The 19,874-nt window shown below is 37.6% G+C and carries 20 protein-coding genes and 2 other annotated features; all 20 genes read right to left on the reverse strand.

What is annotated here, in order from left to right:
- Window positions 1-134: 134 nt before the first annotated feature.
- Window positions 135-1,421: a GTPase ObgE gene (obgE, locus tag V7S50_RS06875; protein ID WP_063224843.1), complete on the reverse strand. Its 1,287-nt coding sequence runs from the start codon at window positions 1,419-1,421 to the stop codon at window positions 135-137.
- Window positions 1,421-1,969 (reverse strand): sporulation initiation phosphotransferase B, encoded by a 549-nt coding sequence (locus tag V7S50_RS06880; RefSeq protein ID WP_001003579.1) that lies wholly within the window; start codon window positions 1,967-1,969, stop codon window positions 1,421-1,423. Before V7S50_RS06880 ends, obgE begins: the two co-directional genes overlap by 1 nt.
- Before the next feature lie 63 nt (window positions 1,970-2,032).
- Window positions 2,033-2,323, reverse strand: a complete 291-nt coding sequence (gene rpmA, locus V7S50_RS06885) for a 50S ribosomal protein L27 (protein WP_000944957.1) — start codon at window positions 2,321-2,323, stop codon at window positions 2,033-2,035.
- 3 nt (window positions 2,324-2,326) lie between these two features.
- On the reverse strand, window positions 2,327-2,671 hold the full coding sequence (locus tag V7S50_RS06890; RefSeq protein WP_001973720.1) for a ribosomal-processing cysteine protease Prp: 345 nt from the start codon (window positions 2,669-2,671) through the stop codon (window positions 2,327-2,329).
- A gap of 11 nt (window positions 2,672-2,682) precedes the next feature.
- Complete coding sequence (gene rplU, locus V7S50_RS06895) at window positions 2,683-2,991, reverse strand: 50S ribosomal protein L21 (RefSeq protein WP_000270907.1); 309 nt, start codon at window positions 2,989-2,991, stop codon at window positions 2,683-2,685.
- A gap of 14 nt (window positions 2,992-3,005) precedes the next feature.
- Window positions 3,006-3,083, reverse strand: a sequence feature (ribosomal protein L21 leader region).
- 77 nt (window positions 3,084-3,160) lie between these two features.
- Window positions 3,161-4,549 carry an Rne/Rng family ribonuclease gene (locus V7S50_RS06900; RefSeq protein ID WP_242252618.1) on the reverse strand — a complete coding sequence of 463 codons (1,389 nt, stop codon included), beginning with the start codon at window positions 4,547-4,549 and terminating at the stop codon, window positions 3,161-3,163.
- A gap of 67 nt (window positions 4,550-4,616) precedes the next feature.
- Window positions 4,617-5,477 (reverse strand): stage IV sporulation intramembrane metalloprotease SpoIVFB, encoded by an 861-nt coding sequence (gene spoIVFB, locus V7S50_RS06905; RefSeq protein ID WP_063224840.1) that lies wholly within the window; start codon window positions 5,475-5,477, stop codon window positions 4,617-4,619.
- Complete coding sequence (gene spoIVFA / locus V7S50_RS06910) at window positions 5,470-6,216, reverse strand: stage IV sporulation protein SpoIVFA (RefSeq protein ID WP_060632402.1); 747 nt, start codon at window positions 6,214-6,216, stop codon at window positions 5,470-5,472. Before spoIVFA ends, spoIVFB begins: the two co-directional genes overlap by 8 nt.
- A 133-nt stretch (window positions 6,217-6,349) precedes the next feature.
- Window positions 6,350-7,147: a septum site-determining protein MinD gene (gene minD, locus V7S50_RS06915; RefSeq protein WP_000503310.1), complete on the reverse strand. Its 798-nt coding sequence runs from the start codon at window positions 7,145-7,147 to the stop codon at window positions 6,350-6,352.
- A 2-nt stretch (window positions 7,148-7,149) separates the two neighbouring features.
- Window positions 7,150-7,836: a septum site-determining protein MinC gene (minC, locus tag V7S50_RS06920; RefSeq protein ID WP_063224839.1), complete on the reverse strand. Its 687-nt coding sequence runs from the start codon at window positions 7,834-7,836 to the stop codon at window positions 7,150-7,152.
- Window positions 7,837-7,871: 35 nt separating this feature from the next.
- Window positions 7,872-8,417 (reverse strand): rod shape-determining protein MreD, encoded by a 546-nt coding sequence (gene mreD, locus V7S50_RS06925; protein ID WP_060632404.1) that lies wholly within the window; start codon window positions 8,415-8,417, stop codon window positions 7,872-7,874.
- A gap of 14 nt (window positions 8,418-8,431) precedes the next feature.
- Window positions 8,432-9,283, reverse strand: a complete 852-nt coding sequence (mreC, locus tag V7S50_RS06930) for a rod shape-determining protein MreC (RefSeq protein WP_242252617.1) — start codon at window positions 9,281-9,283, stop codon at window positions 8,432-8,434.
- 41 nt (window positions 9,284-9,324) lie between these two features.
- Window positions 9,325-10,344 carry a cell shape-determining protein MreB gene (mreB, locus tag V7S50_RS06935; protein ID WP_000466737.1) on the reverse strand — a complete coding sequence of 340 codons (1,020 nt, stop codon included), beginning with the start codon at window positions 10,342-10,344 and terminating at the stop codon, window positions 9,325-9,327.
- A gap of 157 nt (window positions 10,345-10,501) precedes the next feature.
- Window positions 10,502-11,179, reverse strand: a complete 678-nt coding sequence (radC, locus tag V7S50_RS06940; RefSeq protein ID WP_060632406.1) for a DNA repair protein RadC — start codon at window positions 11,177-11,179, stop codon at window positions 10,502-10,504.
- A gap of 46 nt (window positions 11,180-11,225) precedes the next feature.
- Window positions 11,226-11,801: a Maf family protein gene (locus V7S50_RS06945; protein ID WP_242252613.1), complete on the reverse strand. Its 576-nt coding sequence runs from the start codon at window positions 11,799-11,801 to the stop codon at window positions 11,226-11,228.
- Between the two features lie 221 nt (window positions 11,802-12,022).
- Window positions 12,023-12,985, reverse strand: coding sequence for a stage II sporulation protein B (locus V7S50_RS06950; RefSeq protein ID WP_242252611.1), 963 nt, complete (start codon window positions 12,983-12,985; stop codon window positions 12,023-12,025).
- Between the two features lie 165 nt (window positions 12,986-13,150).
- On the reverse strand, window positions 13,151-14,452 hold the full coding sequence (locus V7S50_RS06955) for a bifunctional folylpolyglutamate synthase/dihydrofolate synthase (RefSeq protein WP_242252609.1): 1,302 nt from the start codon (window positions 14,450-14,452) through the stop codon (window positions 13,151-13,153).
- Between the two features lie 92 nt (window positions 14,453-14,544).
- Window positions 14,545-17,190: a valine--tRNA ligase gene (locus V7S50_RS06960; RefSeq protein WP_242252606.1), complete on the reverse strand. Its 2,646-nt coding sequence runs from the start codon at window positions 17,188-17,190 to the stop codon at window positions 14,545-14,547.
- A gap of 37 nt (window positions 17,191-17,227) precedes the next feature.
- Window positions 17,228-17,460 (reverse strand) — a binding site (T-box leader).
- A 270-nt stretch (window positions 17,461-17,730) separates the two neighbouring features.
- Entirely contained in the window at window positions 17,731-18,756 is a 1,026-nt protein-coding gene (ysxE, locus tag V7S50_RS06965; RefSeq protein WP_242252604.1) for a spore coat protein YsxE, read from the reverse strand.
- A gap of 66 nt (window positions 18,757-18,822) precedes the next feature.
- The gene (gene spoVID, locus V7S50_RS06970; protein ID WP_242252603.1) at window positions 18,823-19,836 is read right to left on the reverse strand and encodes a stage VI sporulation protein D; all 1,014 of its coding nucleotides are present in this window, start codon (window positions 19,834-19,836) and stop codon (window positions 18,823-18,825) included.
- Between the last annotated feature and the right edge of the window lie 38 nt (window positions 19,837-19,874).

Below are 19,874 nucleotides of genomic sequence, written 5' to 3' on the forward strand. Positions count from 1 at the left end.
GTTTTCTCCCCATAAAAAATTCTTATAAAACCACTCCTTTTCTATTATAAATTGAAAATTTAATTAGTGGGTATTTTTTCCTGTACGAATCAGACTTTTACGATATAAAAAAAGACTGCCATATTTCGGCAGTCTTAATCGATAAATTCAAATTCATATTCAAGAATTTTTACAATATCTCCGTCTTTTGCACCACGTGCACGAAGCGCTTCATCAATACCCATTCCGCGCATTTGACGAGCGAAACGACGTATAGATTCATCACGTGAGAAGTCTGTCATTTTGAATGTCTTCTCAATATCGTAACCAGAAATAACAAACGTGCCATCACTTTCACGTGTAATTTCAAATTTAAGAGCTTCAGCATCAAATTTGTACATTACACTTGCTTCAGACTCATCAACAACATCGTACATCGGGAATTCTGGTGTTGTTTCTAATAAGTTCGCTACTTCAAACAGTAAATCACGAACACCTTGTTTCGTTACAGCTGAGATTGGGAAGATTTTTACTTCGTCTCCCACTTTCTCTTTAAAGCCTTGTAAGTTTTCTTCTGCATCTGGCATATCCATTTTGTTTGCTACAACAACTTGTGGACGCTCTGTTAAACGCATATTGTATTCTTTTAATTCATTATTAATCGTTACGTAATCTTCATATGGATCACGGCCTTCTAAACCAGACATATCAATAACATGCACGATTACACGTGTACGCTCGATATGGCGTAAGAATTGGTGTCCAAGTCCAACGCCAGCATGTGCGCCTTCAATTAGTCCAGGAAGGTCAGCCATAACGAAGCTACGGTTATCACCAGTTTCAACAACACCAAGATTCGGAACGATTGTTGTAAAGTGATACTCTGCAATTTTCGGACGTGCTGATGATACAACAGATAATAATGTAGATTTACCTACACTTGGGAATCCAACAAGTCCAACGTCTGCTAGTACTTTAAGTTCTAGAATGACATCACGCTCTTGACCTGGTTCCCCGTTCTCAGCGATTTCTGGCGCTGGGTTCGTAGCTGTTGCGAAACGTGAGTTACCACGGCCACCTCGGCCACCTCTTGCGATTACAGCTGTTTGTTCATGCGTTACTAAATCGGCAAGAATTTGACCTGTTTTTTCATCTTTTACTACTGTTCCTGGTGGAACTTTTACGATTAAATCTTCAGATTTACGTCCGTGCTGACCTTTACTCATTCCATGCTGACCGCGATCAGCTTTGAAATGACGTTGGTAGCGGAAGTCCATTAATGTACGTAACCCTTCCTCAACAACAAAAACAACATCTGCACCTTTACCACCGTCGCCACCTGCTGGGCCACCTTTAGGAACATACTTCTCACGACGATACGCAACCATTCCGTTACCACCGTCGCCGCCTTTTACATATATCTTGACCTGATCTACAAACATTATTTCACCACACTTTTTTCAATTGGTTGTAATATAACTGAGACTTCTTCGTCTCTTACTGTATAAGAAATGGAATACCATTTATTGTTTTGGTTCGCAAGCCAATTCTGTAGTTCTTCTACACTCGTTAGCTTACCACGAAAATCAAAAAAGAAACGAGCATTCTCCGCGTCACATTCAATTGTGATACAAACATAATTTTCAACATATACGTCTAAACTATGCTGAAGCATTGAGAAAAATTGATTCGTCCATGTACATACAGTCTCATCTAAGTGAGATAAGTTATGTAATTTCCCTAATACTTCGTACTCCAATAAGCACGGCTGCTGTTTCCAATTATATGTTAAAATCCACTCTGAAAATAAAGGCATAGATAGCCCTATCAGATTGGATTCTTGTCTCGCTTCTTGGACAAAACGATCGATGAGACTATGAATTTCTTCCACTTTTCCAAGGGAAAGGTTTCCTTTCACCATCTGCATACGATTGAGCCAATCATGTCTTGAATGACGCAATGCATCTATAATTGTCCATTTTTCATTCATTTAGATACCCCTTAATATAGAAAAACTCTAACCTGCACTCAGGTTAGAGTTTTCCGTGAGTTCTTATGCTTCTTGAGCAACAGGATATACGCTCACTTGTTTGCGGTCACGGCCAAGACGCTCAAAGCGTACTACGCCGTCAACTTTCGCGTATAAAGTGTCATCGCCACCACGACCAACGTTAACACCTGGATAAATTTTTGTACCGCGTTGACGGTAAAGAATTGAACCACCTGAAACCGTTTGACCATCTGCGCGTTTAGCACCAAGACGTTTTGACTGAGAGTCACGACCGTTCTTTGTACTACCTACACCTTTCTTAGATGCGAAAAACTGAAGATCTAATCTTAACATACGTTACACCTCCTGCACTTTTTCTATTAAACGGATATACTTTCCGTAATCAAGTTCGATCGTCTTAAGCGAAACAACCAATCCTTCTAAAAGCGTTTGTGCTTTTTCTGCTGCATGAACGTCTAAATCATTAGGCAATTCATACGTTAAGAATCCACCATCACTTCCGAGTTCAATAGTTGCCTGCACATTACAAAGTTCTTCCACTGCATTTATAGAACCAAACACAACCGCTGTAGTTCCAGCACAGACAAGGTCTTGTCCATGTGGCGCATAATCGGCATGTCCAGTCATTTTAAATGATTGGATACTTCCTAATTTCGTGCGACTTATCGTAATTTTAATCATGTTAACCTGGATTAAGCGTTGATAGCTTCAACAACTAGCTTAGTGTAAGGTTGACGATGACCTTGTTTCTTACGATTGTTCTTTTTCGCTTTGTATTTGAAAACGATGATTTTCTTAGCGCGACCTTGTTTTTCAACTTTCGCAGTAACTGTTGCACCTTCTACAACTGGGCTACCAACTTTAACGTTTTCGCCACCAACGAAAAGAACTTTGTCAAAAGTAACAGTTTCACCAGCTTCAACATCTAATTTTTCAATGTAGATTGCTTGACCAGCTTCAACTTTAATTTGTTTTCCACCTGTTTCGATAATTGCGTACATACTTGCACCTCCTCTTAATTACTAAGACTCGCCAAAAACGAGGTAGACATAAATGCCTTTAGGGAACCTGTCTTGTGCGGTTGTAGCATATAGCCGTTTAGGTGCTATAAACTATAACATAAAGATGTTATCATGAATCATAGACGGTTGTCAATAAATGTTCTGCTAACTATTTTTTCCGTTCTATAATTTCTTTTTTACTTCCAAAACGGATAATTGCATACTTTTCGATCATATCATCTTTGAAATAAATTTCAAATGGAATATTTTTTTGTAATTCTTTTTGTAAAAATTGTTTTTGCAGTTCTTTAGGTGCAGCAATTAATACCGCCTCATCTTCTATACTTCCATATGTAATTAGCTCTCTCTCTAGCTCATACGCAATTGTTTCATATGACATCACATACCCCGTCGCTTTGCACGGTACACACTCTTCTAGTAATACGTCACGTAAAGAATGTTTTTTACGTTTGCGTGTCATCTCTAAAATCCCTAACTCTGTAAACCCAAGCACTCTTGTATATGTACGATCATGTTGCATAGCAGCGATAAGACATTCTCTTATTTTTTCTTTATCTTCTCTTCTTTTCATATTAATAAAATCAATTAATATCATACCACCGATATCACGCAGTCTTAATTGACGTGCAACCTCTTCAGCTGCCACTTCATTTGTACGAAGGACTGTATCTTGTAAATTCTGCTTTCCAGTAAACTTACCCGTATTCACATCAATTACAGTCATCGTCTCCATTTGCTCCACAATTAAATAAGCACCATTTGGAAGCCACACAATTTTTTGAAGTGCTTTCTCAATTTCACGCTCTATTCCAAAATGGTTAAACATTGAAGACTTTTCATTATAAAAAGACACTTTTTCTTTTCCGACTTTTTCTTCTAACTCTTTTACTATACTTCTTGTATCTACAATTACTTTTTCAATCGTTTCAATTGGATTCTCTTGAAATACCCGATCTAAAAAAGTGGCCGGGCGATGAAGTAGTAACGGTGCCTTTCCCTGGTCCTCTTTTCTTTTTAACTCTTCATATAACTGCTGTAACCTTTGCATTTCAGCTTGTATTTCTTCAATTTCTCCTTTTTCAGAAGCAGAGCGGAAAATGTAACCTCCCGTCCCTTCCACTTCAATTTGGAGTAGTTGTTGCCTTCTTTTATTGTTTTTTATTTTCCGAGAAACCGCGCGCATTTCATCATATGGCATATAAACGACATATTTCCCGGTAAATTCTATGTTCGCTGTCAATTTTGGCCCTTTCATATCAATTGCCTCTTTCACAACTTGTACGAGCACCGCTTGTCCTTCATGTATACGATAAGAAGATGGTACATCATCGTATGAAAGATACGCATGTTTTTCTAAACCGATGTTTACAAAAGCTGCGTTCATTCCAGCTATTGTTCTTACAATACGTCCAACATAAATATGCCCAACAATCTCTTGTTCTTCATTTCGTTTCCATAAAAACTCAACAATTTTTTTCTTCTCTTCAATTGCAACGCGTTTTTCCGATCCAGCATAGTTCATATATAACGTTTTCAAAATTATTTCCTCACTTTATAATCTTCTTTGCTTTTACAATAATAAAAGGTTAGTGCTAACGTCAACACTAACCGATTAATTCTTCAACAGATGATGTTGTTCGTTTTTCAGTAAAATACGCATAGAGCAATTCATTTTCATCCAATGTGTAATGTTCTTTATATTTTCCATGAACGATAATAGAGTGCTTATACCCTCTACGAAATTTTGTGAAGATCGTATATAAACGATCTTCCGTTTTCACCTCAATAGGTGCAATCTTTTCAATTCCCCTTTTGTTCCCATAATAACGTTCTAATAAAAAACGCATAAAGGCATATCGTCTTTGTTTCCATTCTTGATATAACGATACCGCTAAAAATATGAGTAGTACCCACATCATAATATTGTTACTATTCCAAAGTAACTGCCACCCTAGTATGACACTAAAAAAAACACATGATAATTTCATCATCTTTTCATGTGCTTGTAAATAAGGAAAACGATATGATAATACGTTAAACAATACTTTCCCACCATCAAGCGGCCAAATAGGGAGTAAATTAAACGCTAAAATAATTATATTATTCCACATAAAGAAATAATATAAATCCGCATCAAGCCAACCAACTTCAAACAACATATAGCCTACCGCCATCATCCAAATATGTTGAATAGGTCCTGCAATTACGACAACAAGCTCCTCTTTCAATGACTTATTCCCATGTTCCTCAAGCTCAGCTACACCACCAAACGGTAAAAGTTGAATCTTTTTAATACGCCAATTATAGTGTGCCGCTGCAAAAGCATGCCCGAGTTCATGGATGAGAACGATACAAAATAACAGTAGTAACTCTTTAAAACGTGCCGTGAAAATACCAATGACAATAACAACCCAAAACAACGGATGCACTGAAATCTTCGTTAAAATATCTCTATATTTAATCAAATGAAATCACCTGAATCGGATCGATAAATTTTTCATTCTTTTTTATCGCGAAATAAAACTTACCATTTTTATTATTTGCATCATTGTTCACTGTTCCAATTTTTTGTTTCTTTGAAACGTAATCATATAATTTCACTGACATATCATTTAAATTTGCATACCATGACTCCGTTCCATCCGCATGCTGAATTTGAACTGTATTACCAAGTTCCTCTTTCTTGCCTGCAAAAACAACTAATCCTTCATTCACTGACTCAACAGTTGCATTTGTAGCTGTTTGAACAAATACACCTTGGCCATTTTTTTGAAACCCTTGCATCACCTTTCCGGAAGCAGGAATTGCATAATCTTTTTGCTGAATGGTTCCTTCTTTTTTCTCATTAGGCGAATAGAATACGAGAGGTTTTCCAAACTGCTTTTCGTACCATTTCGCTACAGTAGCAAACTGAAATTCTTCCTTCATCACTTTTTCTGTAACAGCTTTAGCACCGCCGAAAGAAGGAGGGGCATTCTTATATAAAATAGCGACAGAAAGAACTAATATTGCTGATAATAAAACTTTAAAGAAAAATACTTCTTTTCGAAACAAAGGATGAATTTCCTTTTCTCCATCTTCAATAAATACTGTTTCACTATCAAAATTACCTCCAGCAAAATACTGCTCTTCCTCCATCCTTTCTTGCTCTGCCTTCCTCTTCGCAATCCGTTTTTTAATTTCTTCTACACGTCTATTCTTCATACTGTCTCCTTTCTTTCGTTAAGCTAATTTAAATAGAAACAGTTGTATACAGTTTGTACATATGTATGAGCTAGGAAAGGAAGATATTCGTGTGAAGAAAAAAGAAAGCACTCCGCAAATATGCGAAGTGCTTTTAACGGATTCCAAAGAAGTTTTTCATCTTTGTAAATACCGATACCTTTTCTTGTTCAAATGCTTGTAATGGGACATTCTCACCCAACAAACGTCTTGCAATATTACGATAAGCTAACGCTGCTTTTCCGCTCGGTTGCAACGCTACAGGTTCACCTGTATTTGTAGCACGAATAACTTCATCATCATCTTCTACAACACCAAGAAGCTCGATTGACAATGTACGTACGATTTCATCAACATCTAACATATCCTGTTCATGAAGCATATGACTACGCACACGGTTAATAACAAGTTTCGGTGGTTCAATATCCTCTTTTTCTAAAAGCCCGATAATACGATCTGCATCGCGCATTGAGGATACTTCTGGCGTCGTAACAACGATTGCTTTATCCGCACCAGCTACCGCGTTTTTAAATCCCTGCTCAATCCCCGCAGGACAATCAATTAATATGTAATCATAATCTTGACGTAATACTTGTATTAATTCATCCATTTGTTCAGGTGTTACCGCTGATTTATCACTCGTTTGTGCTGCAGGTAATAAATAAAGATCATCAAAACGTTTATCTTTAATAAGAGCCTGAGGTAAACGGCAACGCCCTTCAACGACATCAACAAGATCAAATACAATACGATTTTCCAGCCCCATTACTACGTCTAAGTTTCGAAGACCGATATCTGTGTCAATTAAGCACACTTTCTTTCCAGATAACGCTAGGGCTGTACCAATGTTCGCAGACGTTGTAGTTTTACCTACTCCGCCTTTTCCAGATGTAATTACTATTGCCTCTCCCACAGCTATACAATTCCCCTTTCTAACTTTGTTAAATTAGGTCTAAGATGAGTGAGAAGTTGCAGTCGATCGACAACAATGTGATTGTTCTCATTAATATACGCACATTCTGCCGCCTCCGCTCCGTCTTCTTTCTCTTCCGGAGCCCGCATTGCCACATCACTAATTCGAAGTTGCATCGGGTTCATAACAGATGCAGCGATTACAGCATCCGAATCCCCATAATACCCAGCATGCGCAATTCCTCTTAATGATCCTACGACAAAAATATTCCCCCCAGCGATAACCGTTCCGCCTGGATTAACATCTCCAATTAACAATAAATTTCCTTTTACATGTAAAACTTGTCCAGAGCGAACAATTTTGGAAATAGGGACAATTTCTGTTTCTTCTTTCCAAGCTATTGCTTCTGCTTTCGTGATAACATCACTTTCAATCGAATCCACAACAAGATTCTTTTTATTACGAATTAACGTACGAATCTCTTCTTGTTGGACTTCTGTTAAATAACGATTTCCCACTTTCACATGCACTTCAATTAAAGAGCGCCCATCACCATCATAGTAATGTGTAGAAAGCTTTTCATCCAATTCCTCCAGTAATTCAGAGAATGAACAACAATCATCTAAATGAAGCGTTATTCCGTCTTTTGTCCCTTTTATTGTTACATTTTGTTGCTTTTTTTCTTCCACTAAAGTTCACCCCACCGATTCAATTCGACATAAAATTAGAAAATCCTTTTTTCTTTTTCTTCCATCGCTTTTGAAAGACGCACTAAATATCGTCTCAGTGGGAAACAAACTATTAATAAGAAAATTGCATTTAGCAATAAAGTAGAAAGGAGACGATCTGTGAAAAAGACATACGCCGACATATGAGTACGTCCTAACAAAGTTAAAAATCCATACACATAATACTCTAATGCTACAATGCTAGCTAGTACGATAGAAGCAACAATAAATAAATTCAATTGTAGTACCTTCATCACACTATAAACTAAATAAGCTAAAATCGGATACGCAAAAATATATATACCGACAAGTTCTGTGTATACGGTATCAAATAAGAAACCAAATAATAGTCCGTAATAAATCCCTTGGACCGGACTATAGTACACAGTAACAAAACATAACACAATGATAAAGAAATGAGGTGCTGCTATACTGTCTTTCCAAAAAACCTCTGTTGGAACAATAGTAGCAAACATATTTTCAAATAAAAAAACAAAAAGGAGCAAAAGAGGAAGAGCTGCTCTTTTTAAAATCTTCATCATCTCTTCTCCCCCTCCTATTCTAATGGCGCTGAAGGCGTTTCACGTTTAGCAACCATAATATGCTCTACGTCATTTAAATCAGCGGCTGGCTTTACATAAGCCGTTTTTGTTAAACCGTATGGATCCGGCTGCACATCAACGATTGTTCCAATTACAAGACCTCTTGGGAAAATATCACCAAGTCCAGATGTTACAACTAGTTGATCCTTATCTACCGGTGCATCAGAACCAATCTTTGTGAAAAGAAGTAAGTGCTTTTCTTTGTCGTAACCTTCAATCAATCCAAAGATTTTCTCATTTCCTTGTACGATAGCAGAAACGCGATTTGTTCGGCTCATAGAACTTAGCAACTCTACTGATGATGTAAACTGAGATACACTTTTCACTCGTCCAACTAAACCTTGTGAAGTTACTACAGCCATATCTTTTTTAATTCCTTGCTGTGCTCCTTTATCAATTCCAATTAAATCGTACCATTTATCTGGATTACGAGAAACAACAGTAGCAGGGATTTCAGTGTAATCACTATTTAACTTTGTTTTACCAGTTAACTCTTGCAATTTCCTTTTATCATCTTCTAATTGTTTTACTTGACTTGATAACTTTCCGTAATTATCTAATTTTGCTTTTAATTCTTTATTCTCTTCATACGTGCGCTTTACATCCTCTACATTTTCGAAGAATCCAGCTACGTATTTCGCTGGCTTTTGGAATACACGTTCTACAACACCGACAGTGTCTTTAACAAACTGCTCTGGCCATGTTAAACTGTTCCGTTCTTTCAATGAGATTCCAATCAATGCCACGAGAAGAATAATACTAACTAACAAAACAATTAATCTTTTGTTTAAGAAAAACTGTGGCACGTTCACACCCTCTTAATTTCATTGATTTTTATTTTGCAATATTATCGAGCAGCAGTTTTGAAAAGATCGATATTGTCTAATGCTTTACCCGTTCCAATTGCTACGCAATCTAATGGGTCTTCTGCAACAAGAACTGGCATATTTGTTTCTTCGCTAATAACTTTATCTAAGTTACGTAGTAATGCTCCGCCACCTGTTAATACGATACCACGGTCCATAATGTCTGCCGCTAATTCAGGTGGAGTTTTCTCTAACGTATTTTTAACAGATTCTACAATTGCATCTACTGTATCTTTTAATGCGTCTGCAATTTCTTCTGGCTGAATTAGTACTGTTTTTGGTAAACCACTTACTAAATCACGACCGCGAATTTCCATAGGCTCAATACCTTCTGGCTCGCCTGCAGAACCGATTTCTAATTTTAATGCTTCAGCTGTTCTTTCACCAATCATTAAGTTGTAGCTTTTCTTAATGTACTGAATGATTGAATCGTCCATATCATCACCAGCAACACGAACTGATTGACTTGTTACAATACCACCTAAAGAAATGATTGCAACTTCTGTTGTACCGCCACCGATATCAACAACCATGCTACCAGTTGGTTCCCAAACAGGTAAGTTCGCACCAATTGCCGCTGCAAATGGTTCTTCGATTGGATAAGCATCACGAGCACCCGCTTGACGAGTCGCATCGATTACTGCACGTCTTTCTACAGCTGTAATACCAGACGGTACACATACCATTACGTAAGGCTTACGTGAGAAGAATCCATTTGATTTTTGAGCTTGTTGAATGTAGTATTTCATCATTGTTGCTGTTGTTTCGTAATCAGCAATTACACCGTCTTTCATCGGGCGAAGTGCCACAACGTTTCCTGGTGTACGACCAATCATTTGTTTTGCATCGCTACCTACAGCAACGATTTGTTTCGTATCAGTTTGTAACGCTACTACTGAAGGTTCACGTAAAACTACACCTTTTCCTTTTACATATACAAGCGTGTTCGCAGTTCCTAAATCTATTCCAAGATCGCGAGTAAAGCCACCAAATCCAAACATATTATTTATCTTCCTTTCTTGTTTTCACGGACTCATTTTTTCTTACTTTATATTATAAAAACAGTACGTTTTTTATATCTTTATCCTTTTTGTAGATAAATTTCTACAAAAAACTCATAAATCACATTATAAAACAAAATAAGTAAAAAGCATAGTCTTAAATATGACCTTTTTCCTTTAAACTCACGAATTTATGGTCGCCTATTATAATATGATCAAGCACTTCAATTCCGATAATTCGGCCGCATTCTACTAACCGTTTTGTTACTTCAATATCTTCACGGCTCGGCGTGGGGTCTCCTGAGGGATGGTTATGAAGACATATGATAGAGGCTGCTGCACGGCGAAACGCTTCTTTAAAAACTTCCCTTGGATGTACGATTGATGTGTTTAAGCTTCCAATGAAAATTGTTTGCCTATGTATAACTTGATTTTTTGTGTTCAAATATAAACATACAAAATGCTCCTGCTGAAGGAAACGCATTTCTTCCATCATATATCTTGCACAATCTTCCGGACTTCGTATGCTATATCTATTTTGATATTCTAAACGGACCATTCTTCTACCTAGTTCAAAAGCAGCCATGAGCTGTGATGCCTTCGCAATCCCAACACCATGTATACTAACTAACTCTTCTAACGTTGCGTCTTTCAACATACGTAAACCATCAAAGTGATGCAAAATTTTATCTGATAACTTTAAAACTGTTTCTTCTTTAGAACCTGTTCTGAGTAACACTGCAAGAAGCTCTCGGTTTGATAAACTCCCAGCCCCTTCCAATAATAAACGCTCCCGTGGCTGTTCTTCCCTTACAACATCACGAATACCGTTCATCTCTCCACCCCTTTATTTGTTCTCTCAAAGAAAATCCCATGCACTTTTACGCATGGGCTATATCAGTATCAAATTGTTTTAACTCCCGAACAAGACGTGCAATTGGTAGGCCGACTACACTATAGTAATCCCCTTGAATATGTTGAACGAAAATAGACCCTTTTCCTTGAATCCCATAGCTTCCTGCTTTATCAAGAGGTTCCTTCGATGCAACGTATGCATCAATCTCTGCTTCTGTTAATTCCCAAAACGTAACTTCTGTACGCTCATAAAAAGTGACTGTTTTGTCTTTTGCTATAATTGCAACACCCGTATATACTTCATGTGTTTTCCCTGATAATAATTGCAACATTTCTTTCGCCTCAGCCTCATTAGATGGCTTTCCAAGAATACGTGACTCATATGTAACAATTGTGTCTGCACCTAACACAATGTAATTACTATTATTTTCTGCTACCGCGGATGCTTTTTGCAGAGCAAGGGACATCACAATATCCGCAGGTGATGAATACGCACCTATCGTTTCTTCTACTTCACTTACTACAATTTCAAATGGCACACCTGCTAATTCAAGTAATTCCTTCCTGCGAGGTGATCCTGAAGCTAAAATAATTTTTCTCATATTTTCTCCTCCCTTTCTCACATGAAGCAGAATAATTTACAACAATCGTATCAAAGAAATAGTTTGTCCACAAATGAAAGAAATATTATTTTCTCTAAACAAAATAATACTTCTTTACTAAAATACGATTATATTCCTGCCATAGAGAAAGCACTTTGCTCTAGATTCAAAAGAAAAGAAAGAAGTACCTATACTTCTTCCTTCGTCATTTCATTATCCTATTATTTTACCTTTTGTGAAACAATTTTTTCGTACGAGAGTATACCATCAATAATAACTTGATTTAATTTCACCAAGGATTCCTTATCACTTTTTCCGCCCTTCACTGTTTGCACAGCAACTGACGTATACATATACAATTTCTTTGCTTCTTCCTGCTTCATACTTTTCCCTTCTTTTTCAATCGCTTTCCACTCTTTTTCAATCGCATCTATATCTTTTGCATTATTTTTTCCACTGGCTTGTACGCTAGAAGCATATTTTGCTAAATGAGTATATAATGGCTGTACTTGTGTTAAAAACGCCCCAACTTCTTTATCGTCTTTTAGTAACGCTTTATCTGTTATATCCCAGCTCTTTTTCAATACGGAGACATTCTCATTTTTATACTGCGTCATTAATTGATTTATGCCTTGTTCATCGCTAGCAATACCAACAACTAACGCATACTTATCACCGCTCGGTTTTAAAGCTGCTACGCCTCCATTACCTTTCCACTCTTCAAGAGCAGCCTGTCCCTTTTCCTCGGAAGAATAAATTCCTCCTTGAACAAAAAATAATTTCATTGGATCTAATGCCGTTCCTGTCTGCGCTTTTTGTTTCTCCTCTTTTGGTGCTGGTTTTTGTTCTGCCGTTCCCCCGACCTTTGATTCTTCATTTCGCATCTGCTTCGAAGCTGTTACTTCGCTTCCCCCTGTTGCACCTTGCCCTTTAAGTAACTGTAGCATCCCCATCCCAAACGCCGTCCCAATAATAATCGCAGTTGCAACGATTGCAATTAACGTATTGTTCCACTTCTTTCGTTTTTTTTCCGTAGATACTAATTTCGCTTTTTGAAACGGAACAACGTTTTTCGGTCTTTCACTTTCTACTACCATCCATTCAAATTCATCTTTCTTCTTCTCCTCATACTTCGCTTCTGTTCCATTCACTTTCACTGAGATCGTTCGTGATTGCTTGTCCATACACTCACACCTCACCTCTTATCGTTGTCCGCATCATATCATATTCATTTCACAAAAAAACGAGATATTTGTCAGAGGAATTCGCCAAATAACCCTATATATTTATCTTATATGTATGCATTTGACTTCATTTGTAGAACAAAAAAACCAGATAGCAAAGACTATCTAGTTTTTCTCGCGAATATATTTTCGAACTTCCGAAATGAAATAAAGAGAACCTGTTATGATAAAAACATCATTTTCTCCAATCATTTCAACCTTCTTATCAATTGCCTCTTTCCAATTTTCAAAAACTAATTTTGACTCTTTCTTTGAATATGATGCAAGCTTGTCAGCAGAAATAGCACGCTCAAAGGCGAATGTTGTAAAAATAATTTCATCAGCAATGGTTTCTAATTGCCCTACCATATTAGGCAATTGCTTATCACCAAGGGCAGTAAATAAAACTATTACATTTTTATCTTTGTAATGTGAGTCTACCGTTTTCACAAGGCTTTCAATACCTTCCGGATTATGAGCACCATCTATAATAATATCTGGATTACTTTGCAATTGTTCAAAGCGCCCAATCCAATACGCTTCCTGTAATCCAGTTCTTATTTCTTCTTCCTCAATTAAAAATGATAAGTATGTTTTTACATACATGACTGCCATCAGTGCAAGTGCTGCGTTTCCTACTTGGTGAGCACCTTTCATTGAGATTCGCACATCTTCAAAAGAGGCGAAAGGACAAGTGAAATTGAACTGTTCTCCATCTTCACTTGACTGTTTATGTAACGCTGTAAAATGGTTGCCCATCTCGTATAGGTTTGCATGATTTTCCTTTGCAACCTTTTGAATGACTTGCAACGCTTCCTCATCTTGCACACCAGTAATAACCGGGACACCAGACTTAATAATCCCCGCCTTTTCATATGCAATTTCTCCTAGTGTATTGCCTAAAATGTGCATATGATCGTGGCCAATATTTGTAATAATCGTGAGAACAGGATGAATCACATTCGTAGAATCAAAGCGTCCTCCAAGCCCTGTTTCAAATAAAACAACATCACAGAAATTGACTTTACCGAAATAACAAATTGCCATAACAGTAATAATTTCAAACTCAGTTGCTTCCCCTAAATCCGTCTCATCTAGTTTTTCAACGACTGGCTTTACCATCTTTACAAGTTCAGTAATCTCTTCATCTGCAATTGGTGTGCCGTTCACACTAATACGTTCGTTAAATGTTTCAATATAAGGAGAGGTAAATGTCCCTACCTTATATTTTGCGTCTTCTAACATGTAGCGCATATATGTTAACGTTGAACCTTTTCCATTTGTACCAGCAAGATGGACACATTTTATATGACGCTCTGGATTTCCGAGCTCTTCTAGCATCCATCTTATTCTTTCTAATCCTGGTTTAATACCAAACTTCAACCGACTATGAATCCAACCTATCGCTTCTTCGTATGTATGTATCACGTATGCTTTCCCCTTTCAAAAGACAACCTTCATCATTCTATTATACGCAAAGAAAAGAGACTCACCAATATAGTGAGTCTCTAAAAACATTTTTATTTCTCAAGATCTGCTAGACGTTGGCGAACTGCTTCGCGTTTTTCTAGGTAATCTTGCTCTTTCGCACGCTCTCCTTCAATAACTGCTGCAGGAGCTTTCGCTACGAAACCTTGGTTTGAAAGTTTCTTCTGTACACGTTCTACCTCTTTATCGAACTTCTCAAGTTCTTTCTCAAGACGCGCTCTCTCTTCATCAAGATTGATAAGATCAGCTAACGGTAAGAATAACTCTGCACCTGTTACGATTGCAGTCATCGCTTTTTCTGGCGCTTGTAAATCCGTTTGAATTGTTAATTCGCTTGGGTTACAGAAACGCTCAATGTAAGAGCTATTTTTCGTAAGTTGAGCAAGTACAGCCTCATCTTTTGCTTTAATTTGCATTTGAACTTTTTTGCTCATTGGCGTATTAACTTCTGCACGGATGTTACGAACAGAGCGAATGATATCAACTAGAAGGTGCATTTCTGCTGCAGCTTCTGTATCTTGTAAATCTTCGCGAACTGTCGGCCACGCTGCTACTGTAATAGATTCGCCTTCATGCGGTAAATGTTGCCAAATCTTCTCTGTTACGAATGGCATGAATGGGTGTAATAGACGCATTGTTTGGTCTAATACGTAAGCTAAAATAGAACGAGTTGTTTTCTTAGCTGCTTCATCTTCACCGTATAGAGGAAGTTTCGCCATTTCAATGTACCAGTCACAGAAATCGTCCCAAATGAAGTTGTATAATGAACGACCAGCTTCACCAAACTCATATTTATCCATGTTACGTGTTACGCTTTCGATTGTTTCATTTAAGCGAGTTAAAATCCACTTATCCGCAACTGATTTTTCACCAGTTAAATCGATTTCTTCATACTTCATATCATCCATGTTCATTAATACGAAACGTGATGCATTCCAAATTTTATTAATGAAGTTCCAAGTAGATTCTACTTTTTCCATGCTGAAACGTAAATCTTGACCTGGTGCACTTCCTGTTGATAAGAAGAAACGCATTGCATCTGCACCATACTTCTCGATAACGTCCATTGGATCAATACCGTTACCAAGAGATTTACTCATTTTACGTCCTTGCTCATCACGAACTAAACCGTGAATTAATACATCTTTAAATGGACGCTCGCCTGTAAACTCTAAACCTTGGAAAATCATACGAGATACCCAGAAGAAGATGATGTCATAACCAGTTACTAGTGCATCTGTTGAATAGTAACGTTTGAAGTCTGCTGAATCTTCGTTTGGCCAACCAAGTGTTGAGAATGGCCATAACGCTGAACTGAACCATGTATCAAGTACGTCGTTATCTTGGTTCCAGTTTTCAATATCTGCTGGCGCTTCTGTACCTACGTATACTTCACCAGTTTCTTTATGATACCAAGCTGGAATGCGGTGTCCCCACCATAACTGACGAGAAATACACCAGTCATGAATGTTTTCCATCCAGCGTAAGTATGTGTTTTCGAAACGCTCTGGTACGAACGTTACTTTCTCTTCTTCTTTTTGTTGAAGCGCTACTGCTTTTTCAGCAAGTGGAGCCATTTTTACGAACCATTGTGTTGATAAGTACGGCTCAACAACTGCACCACTACGCTCACTATGACCTACAGAATGCATATGAGGCTCAATTTCTACTAATACGCCTGCTTCTTGTAAATCTTTCACTAACGCTTTACGACACTCAAAACGATCCATGCCGTTATACTTACCAGCTTTTTCATTCATCGATCCATCTTCGTTCATTACTAAAATACGTGGTAAATCATGACGGTTACCTACTTCAAAGTCATTCGGGTCATGAGCTGGTGTAATTTTTACAACGCCTGTTCCGAAATCTTTTTCTACGTATTCATCAGCAATAATCGGAATCTCACGGCCTACGATTGGAAGTGTAACTGTTTTTCCGATTAAATGTTTGTAACGATCGTCTTCTGGATGAACCGCTACTGCTGTATCACCAAGCATCGTTTCTGGACGAGTTGTTGCAAGACGAATGTGTCCAGAGCCATCTGTTAACGGATAGTTCATATGGTAGAATGCACCTTGAACTTCTTTATGAATTACTTCGATATCAGAAAGAGCTGTGCGTGTTGCTGGATCCCAGTTAATAATATATTCACCACGGTAAATTAAGCCTTTTTTGTATAATTGAACGAATACTTTATTAACCGCATCAGATAAACCTTTGTCTAATGTGAAGCGTTCACGAGAGTAGTCTAGTCCTAAACCAACTTTCCCCCATTGTTGACGAATATGAGAAGCGTATTCTTCTTTCCATTCCCAAGCTTTTTCAAGGAATTTCTCACGGCCAAGATCGTAACGTGAAATACCTTCTTCACGAAGTTTCCCTTCTACTTTCGCTTGTGTTGCGATTCCCGCATGATCCATTCCTGGAAGCCATAATACATCGTAACCTTGCATACGCTTCGTACGAGTTAAAATATCTTGAAGAGTTGTATCCCAAGCATGACCTAAGTGTAACTTACCAGTTACGTTTGGAGGTGGAATTACAATTGTATACGGTTGTTTCTTCTCATCTCCTGTTGCTTCAAAATATTTGCCTTCTAGCCACCACTGATAAAGGCCTTCTTCAACGGACATATGATCATATTTAGTTGGTAAATTCTTTTCCGTGTTTGACATTATTTTCCCTCCTTAAAATAAAAAATGCCCCTCATCCAAAAAGGACGAGGGACATCGCGGTACCACCTTTATTTACAAACAAATCCAAGAATTTGCTTATACTCTTAATTTGATAACGGACAAATCCGTCTTTTCCTAATGAGAACTATTCCGTTCAGAAAAGATGCTCCAGGGCTACCTTCTAACATAACTATCTAGAGAATCTCCCAGCTAATGATTCTCCTCTCTGAAGACGTTTCTTGTTATACTCTTCCCCTTCAAGGCATTTATATGATTGTTAATTATTATATACAATAGTGTAAAAAACGAAACCTTATTCGTCAAGATAAATTTAATACTACAGCTTTTCGGACCAAAAAAAGAAGATAAGTAGCACCTCTACTTATCTTCTTTACCCCGCTATTTGCGGGCAGTAAGACCTCCACCTCAAAATTCAGCTGAAGCAAAGAAGTTAGGTGGGAGATCAACTGCCCGTAAATGCCCGATTGGTTCAACTAATAATCGGCGGGGGATGAACCCCCCACTGATTAAAGTTTCACTTTATCCGTTCCCTTGCTGGGCAGCTTGTAATTGCGAAAGGAAATATTCTATATTACTAACGAGCCAATGCGATTGTTGCAAGCTCTTCACTCCGAGAAGTTCATTTTCCTCATTACGACTCTCTCTTCTTTTCTTATAAGACTGGATTTGCCGAATAAATTGCGATGGATACGTCATATACGCAAACATGAGTAGTTGCTCTTCTTTCGTAAAAGGGAAATTTTTTTGGTACATTTGATACCATTCAAACCGATCACTTCGCGCAATTGGATATGTGTTTAACGACCGAGAATAAAACCCTACAATATCTTGCACAGGTGTTGCAAACTTTGATTTTTCTAAACTAATAAAATAGCCATTCCGCTCATAGTCGAATAAAAAATGATTAAGTGATACGTTACCATGTACAAACGTAATGCGTGTTGTCTCTTTTTCTTTCATCGCATCGTTCCACTCATTTAATTGCTTCGTTGCAAACTCACGCGCTCTCATTACATGATGATAGTACGTACAATATTGCAGTTCAAATGGTGACATATACCACTTCGCTTCAGATTCTACAAGAAACTCTTCTAGAATCTCGCCATCATTCTCCCAGCGATCGGATATATTTGTATAATGTTTTTCTAGATCCTCTTCTGTATACGTTTCTTCTTTTACTGTTTTTTGATGCAACGTTCCGAGAGTCTGAAACATTTTATGGTATTGATCATTATCCTCGCCGCTTCCTTCCGCACGTTCTAACCAAGGCATTAAATAATAATTATACGTCCCGTCACTTAAAATATAATTTCCATCCGTCGCATGGTAGATAGGTACATAATTTGAAAAACCTTTCTCCTTCAAATATTGAATATGATGCAGAAAGTTATTCCGCTCTAACTTTCTACCTTCTATTTTCTTGAGCGCATATGGACCTTGATTCGTATAAATTTTCGTTACGCTTCCGTGCTCTTCCATATGCTGCATATCCAATCTATATTGCCTTACAATGGGTTCATAGCGATTTCGTAATTCCATATCCATACGAATAACCCTTTCTATTCAAAACGTAGACTCCAGGAAAAGAAGTGAGTGAAAACACTCACTCCCTTATTTCGCCTTTGCCCTTGAAACGGGAATATAAATAATTTGCCCCGTAGTTAAATATATATCTTCCGATTGATTTACACGATATAAGTTTTGTACAGACGTATCATAACGTTCTGCAACAGATTCAATTGTATCCCCTTCTTGCACGAAATACATTCTTAACTTCGTAAATTCTTCTTCCGGTTCTTTCGTAAATAATTGTGTTAAATAAAGCGCATTTTCATCTCGCTGTGAGTACGCTTCTTCTTGCTCTTCCTGCTTTTTCGCTTTTTCTTTCTTGAAATCTTTTCGTCCGAACAATTCAAATTGTGGCGTCGTTTCTTTCTCCTCTTCACGCTCCACAAATTCATGTTCTTCTATTTCCTCTTCTTCTAATTCCTGTTCTTTTCTTTCCTCTAATTGGAACGGTTCAAATGCGTAATCTTCCCATTCATCCGATTCCTTATAGACTGGTTCTTCTATGTGCGGCGTTGGTCTATTTTCATCCTCTTGTGCTGAATCAGCTTCTAACTCAGCATACGCCGTTTCTTCCTCTTCATCCTCTTCTTCCTCGATTCTTTCTTCATCACATAAACCTGTAATAGATATATCCGCTAGTAATTGTAAGCAACCATTTTCCTTTAATTCGTAATCAAATTCTTCGATGGATACATATAGTTCTTCAATTACTTTCACTCGATTTCTTGGAATTGATATTTCAAGCGGAAAGGAATGAACAAGTTCATTAACCCCATCTTCCCTTGTTTCGACATAATCAATTGACTTCGCTGGTGATAGATCTCTTAATGAATGGGCTGAATCATCTTGCCGTGCAACGTACTCTCCCGTTAAATCTAATTGCCCTCTCACGATAACTTCATGATCAAGCTCTTCTATCTCAACGTCTGGATCTAACGAAATTGACAAAAGTTCTTCGACTTCCTGTCCTTTTTGGAACCAAACAGATTCTTTTAATGAAAAACGTAATGAATGATCTGTTGCCACTTCTTTTCCCCCTCCCAAACTATATGTCATTACAGATTTATGTATGGAAAGCTGACTTTATGAATAAA

It is taken from the genome of Bacillus sp. CCNWLW194 (genome assembly GCF_037120585.1).
Lineage (GTDB): Bacteria > Bacillota > Bacilli > Bacillales > Bacillaceae_G > Bacillus_A > Bacillus_A basilensis.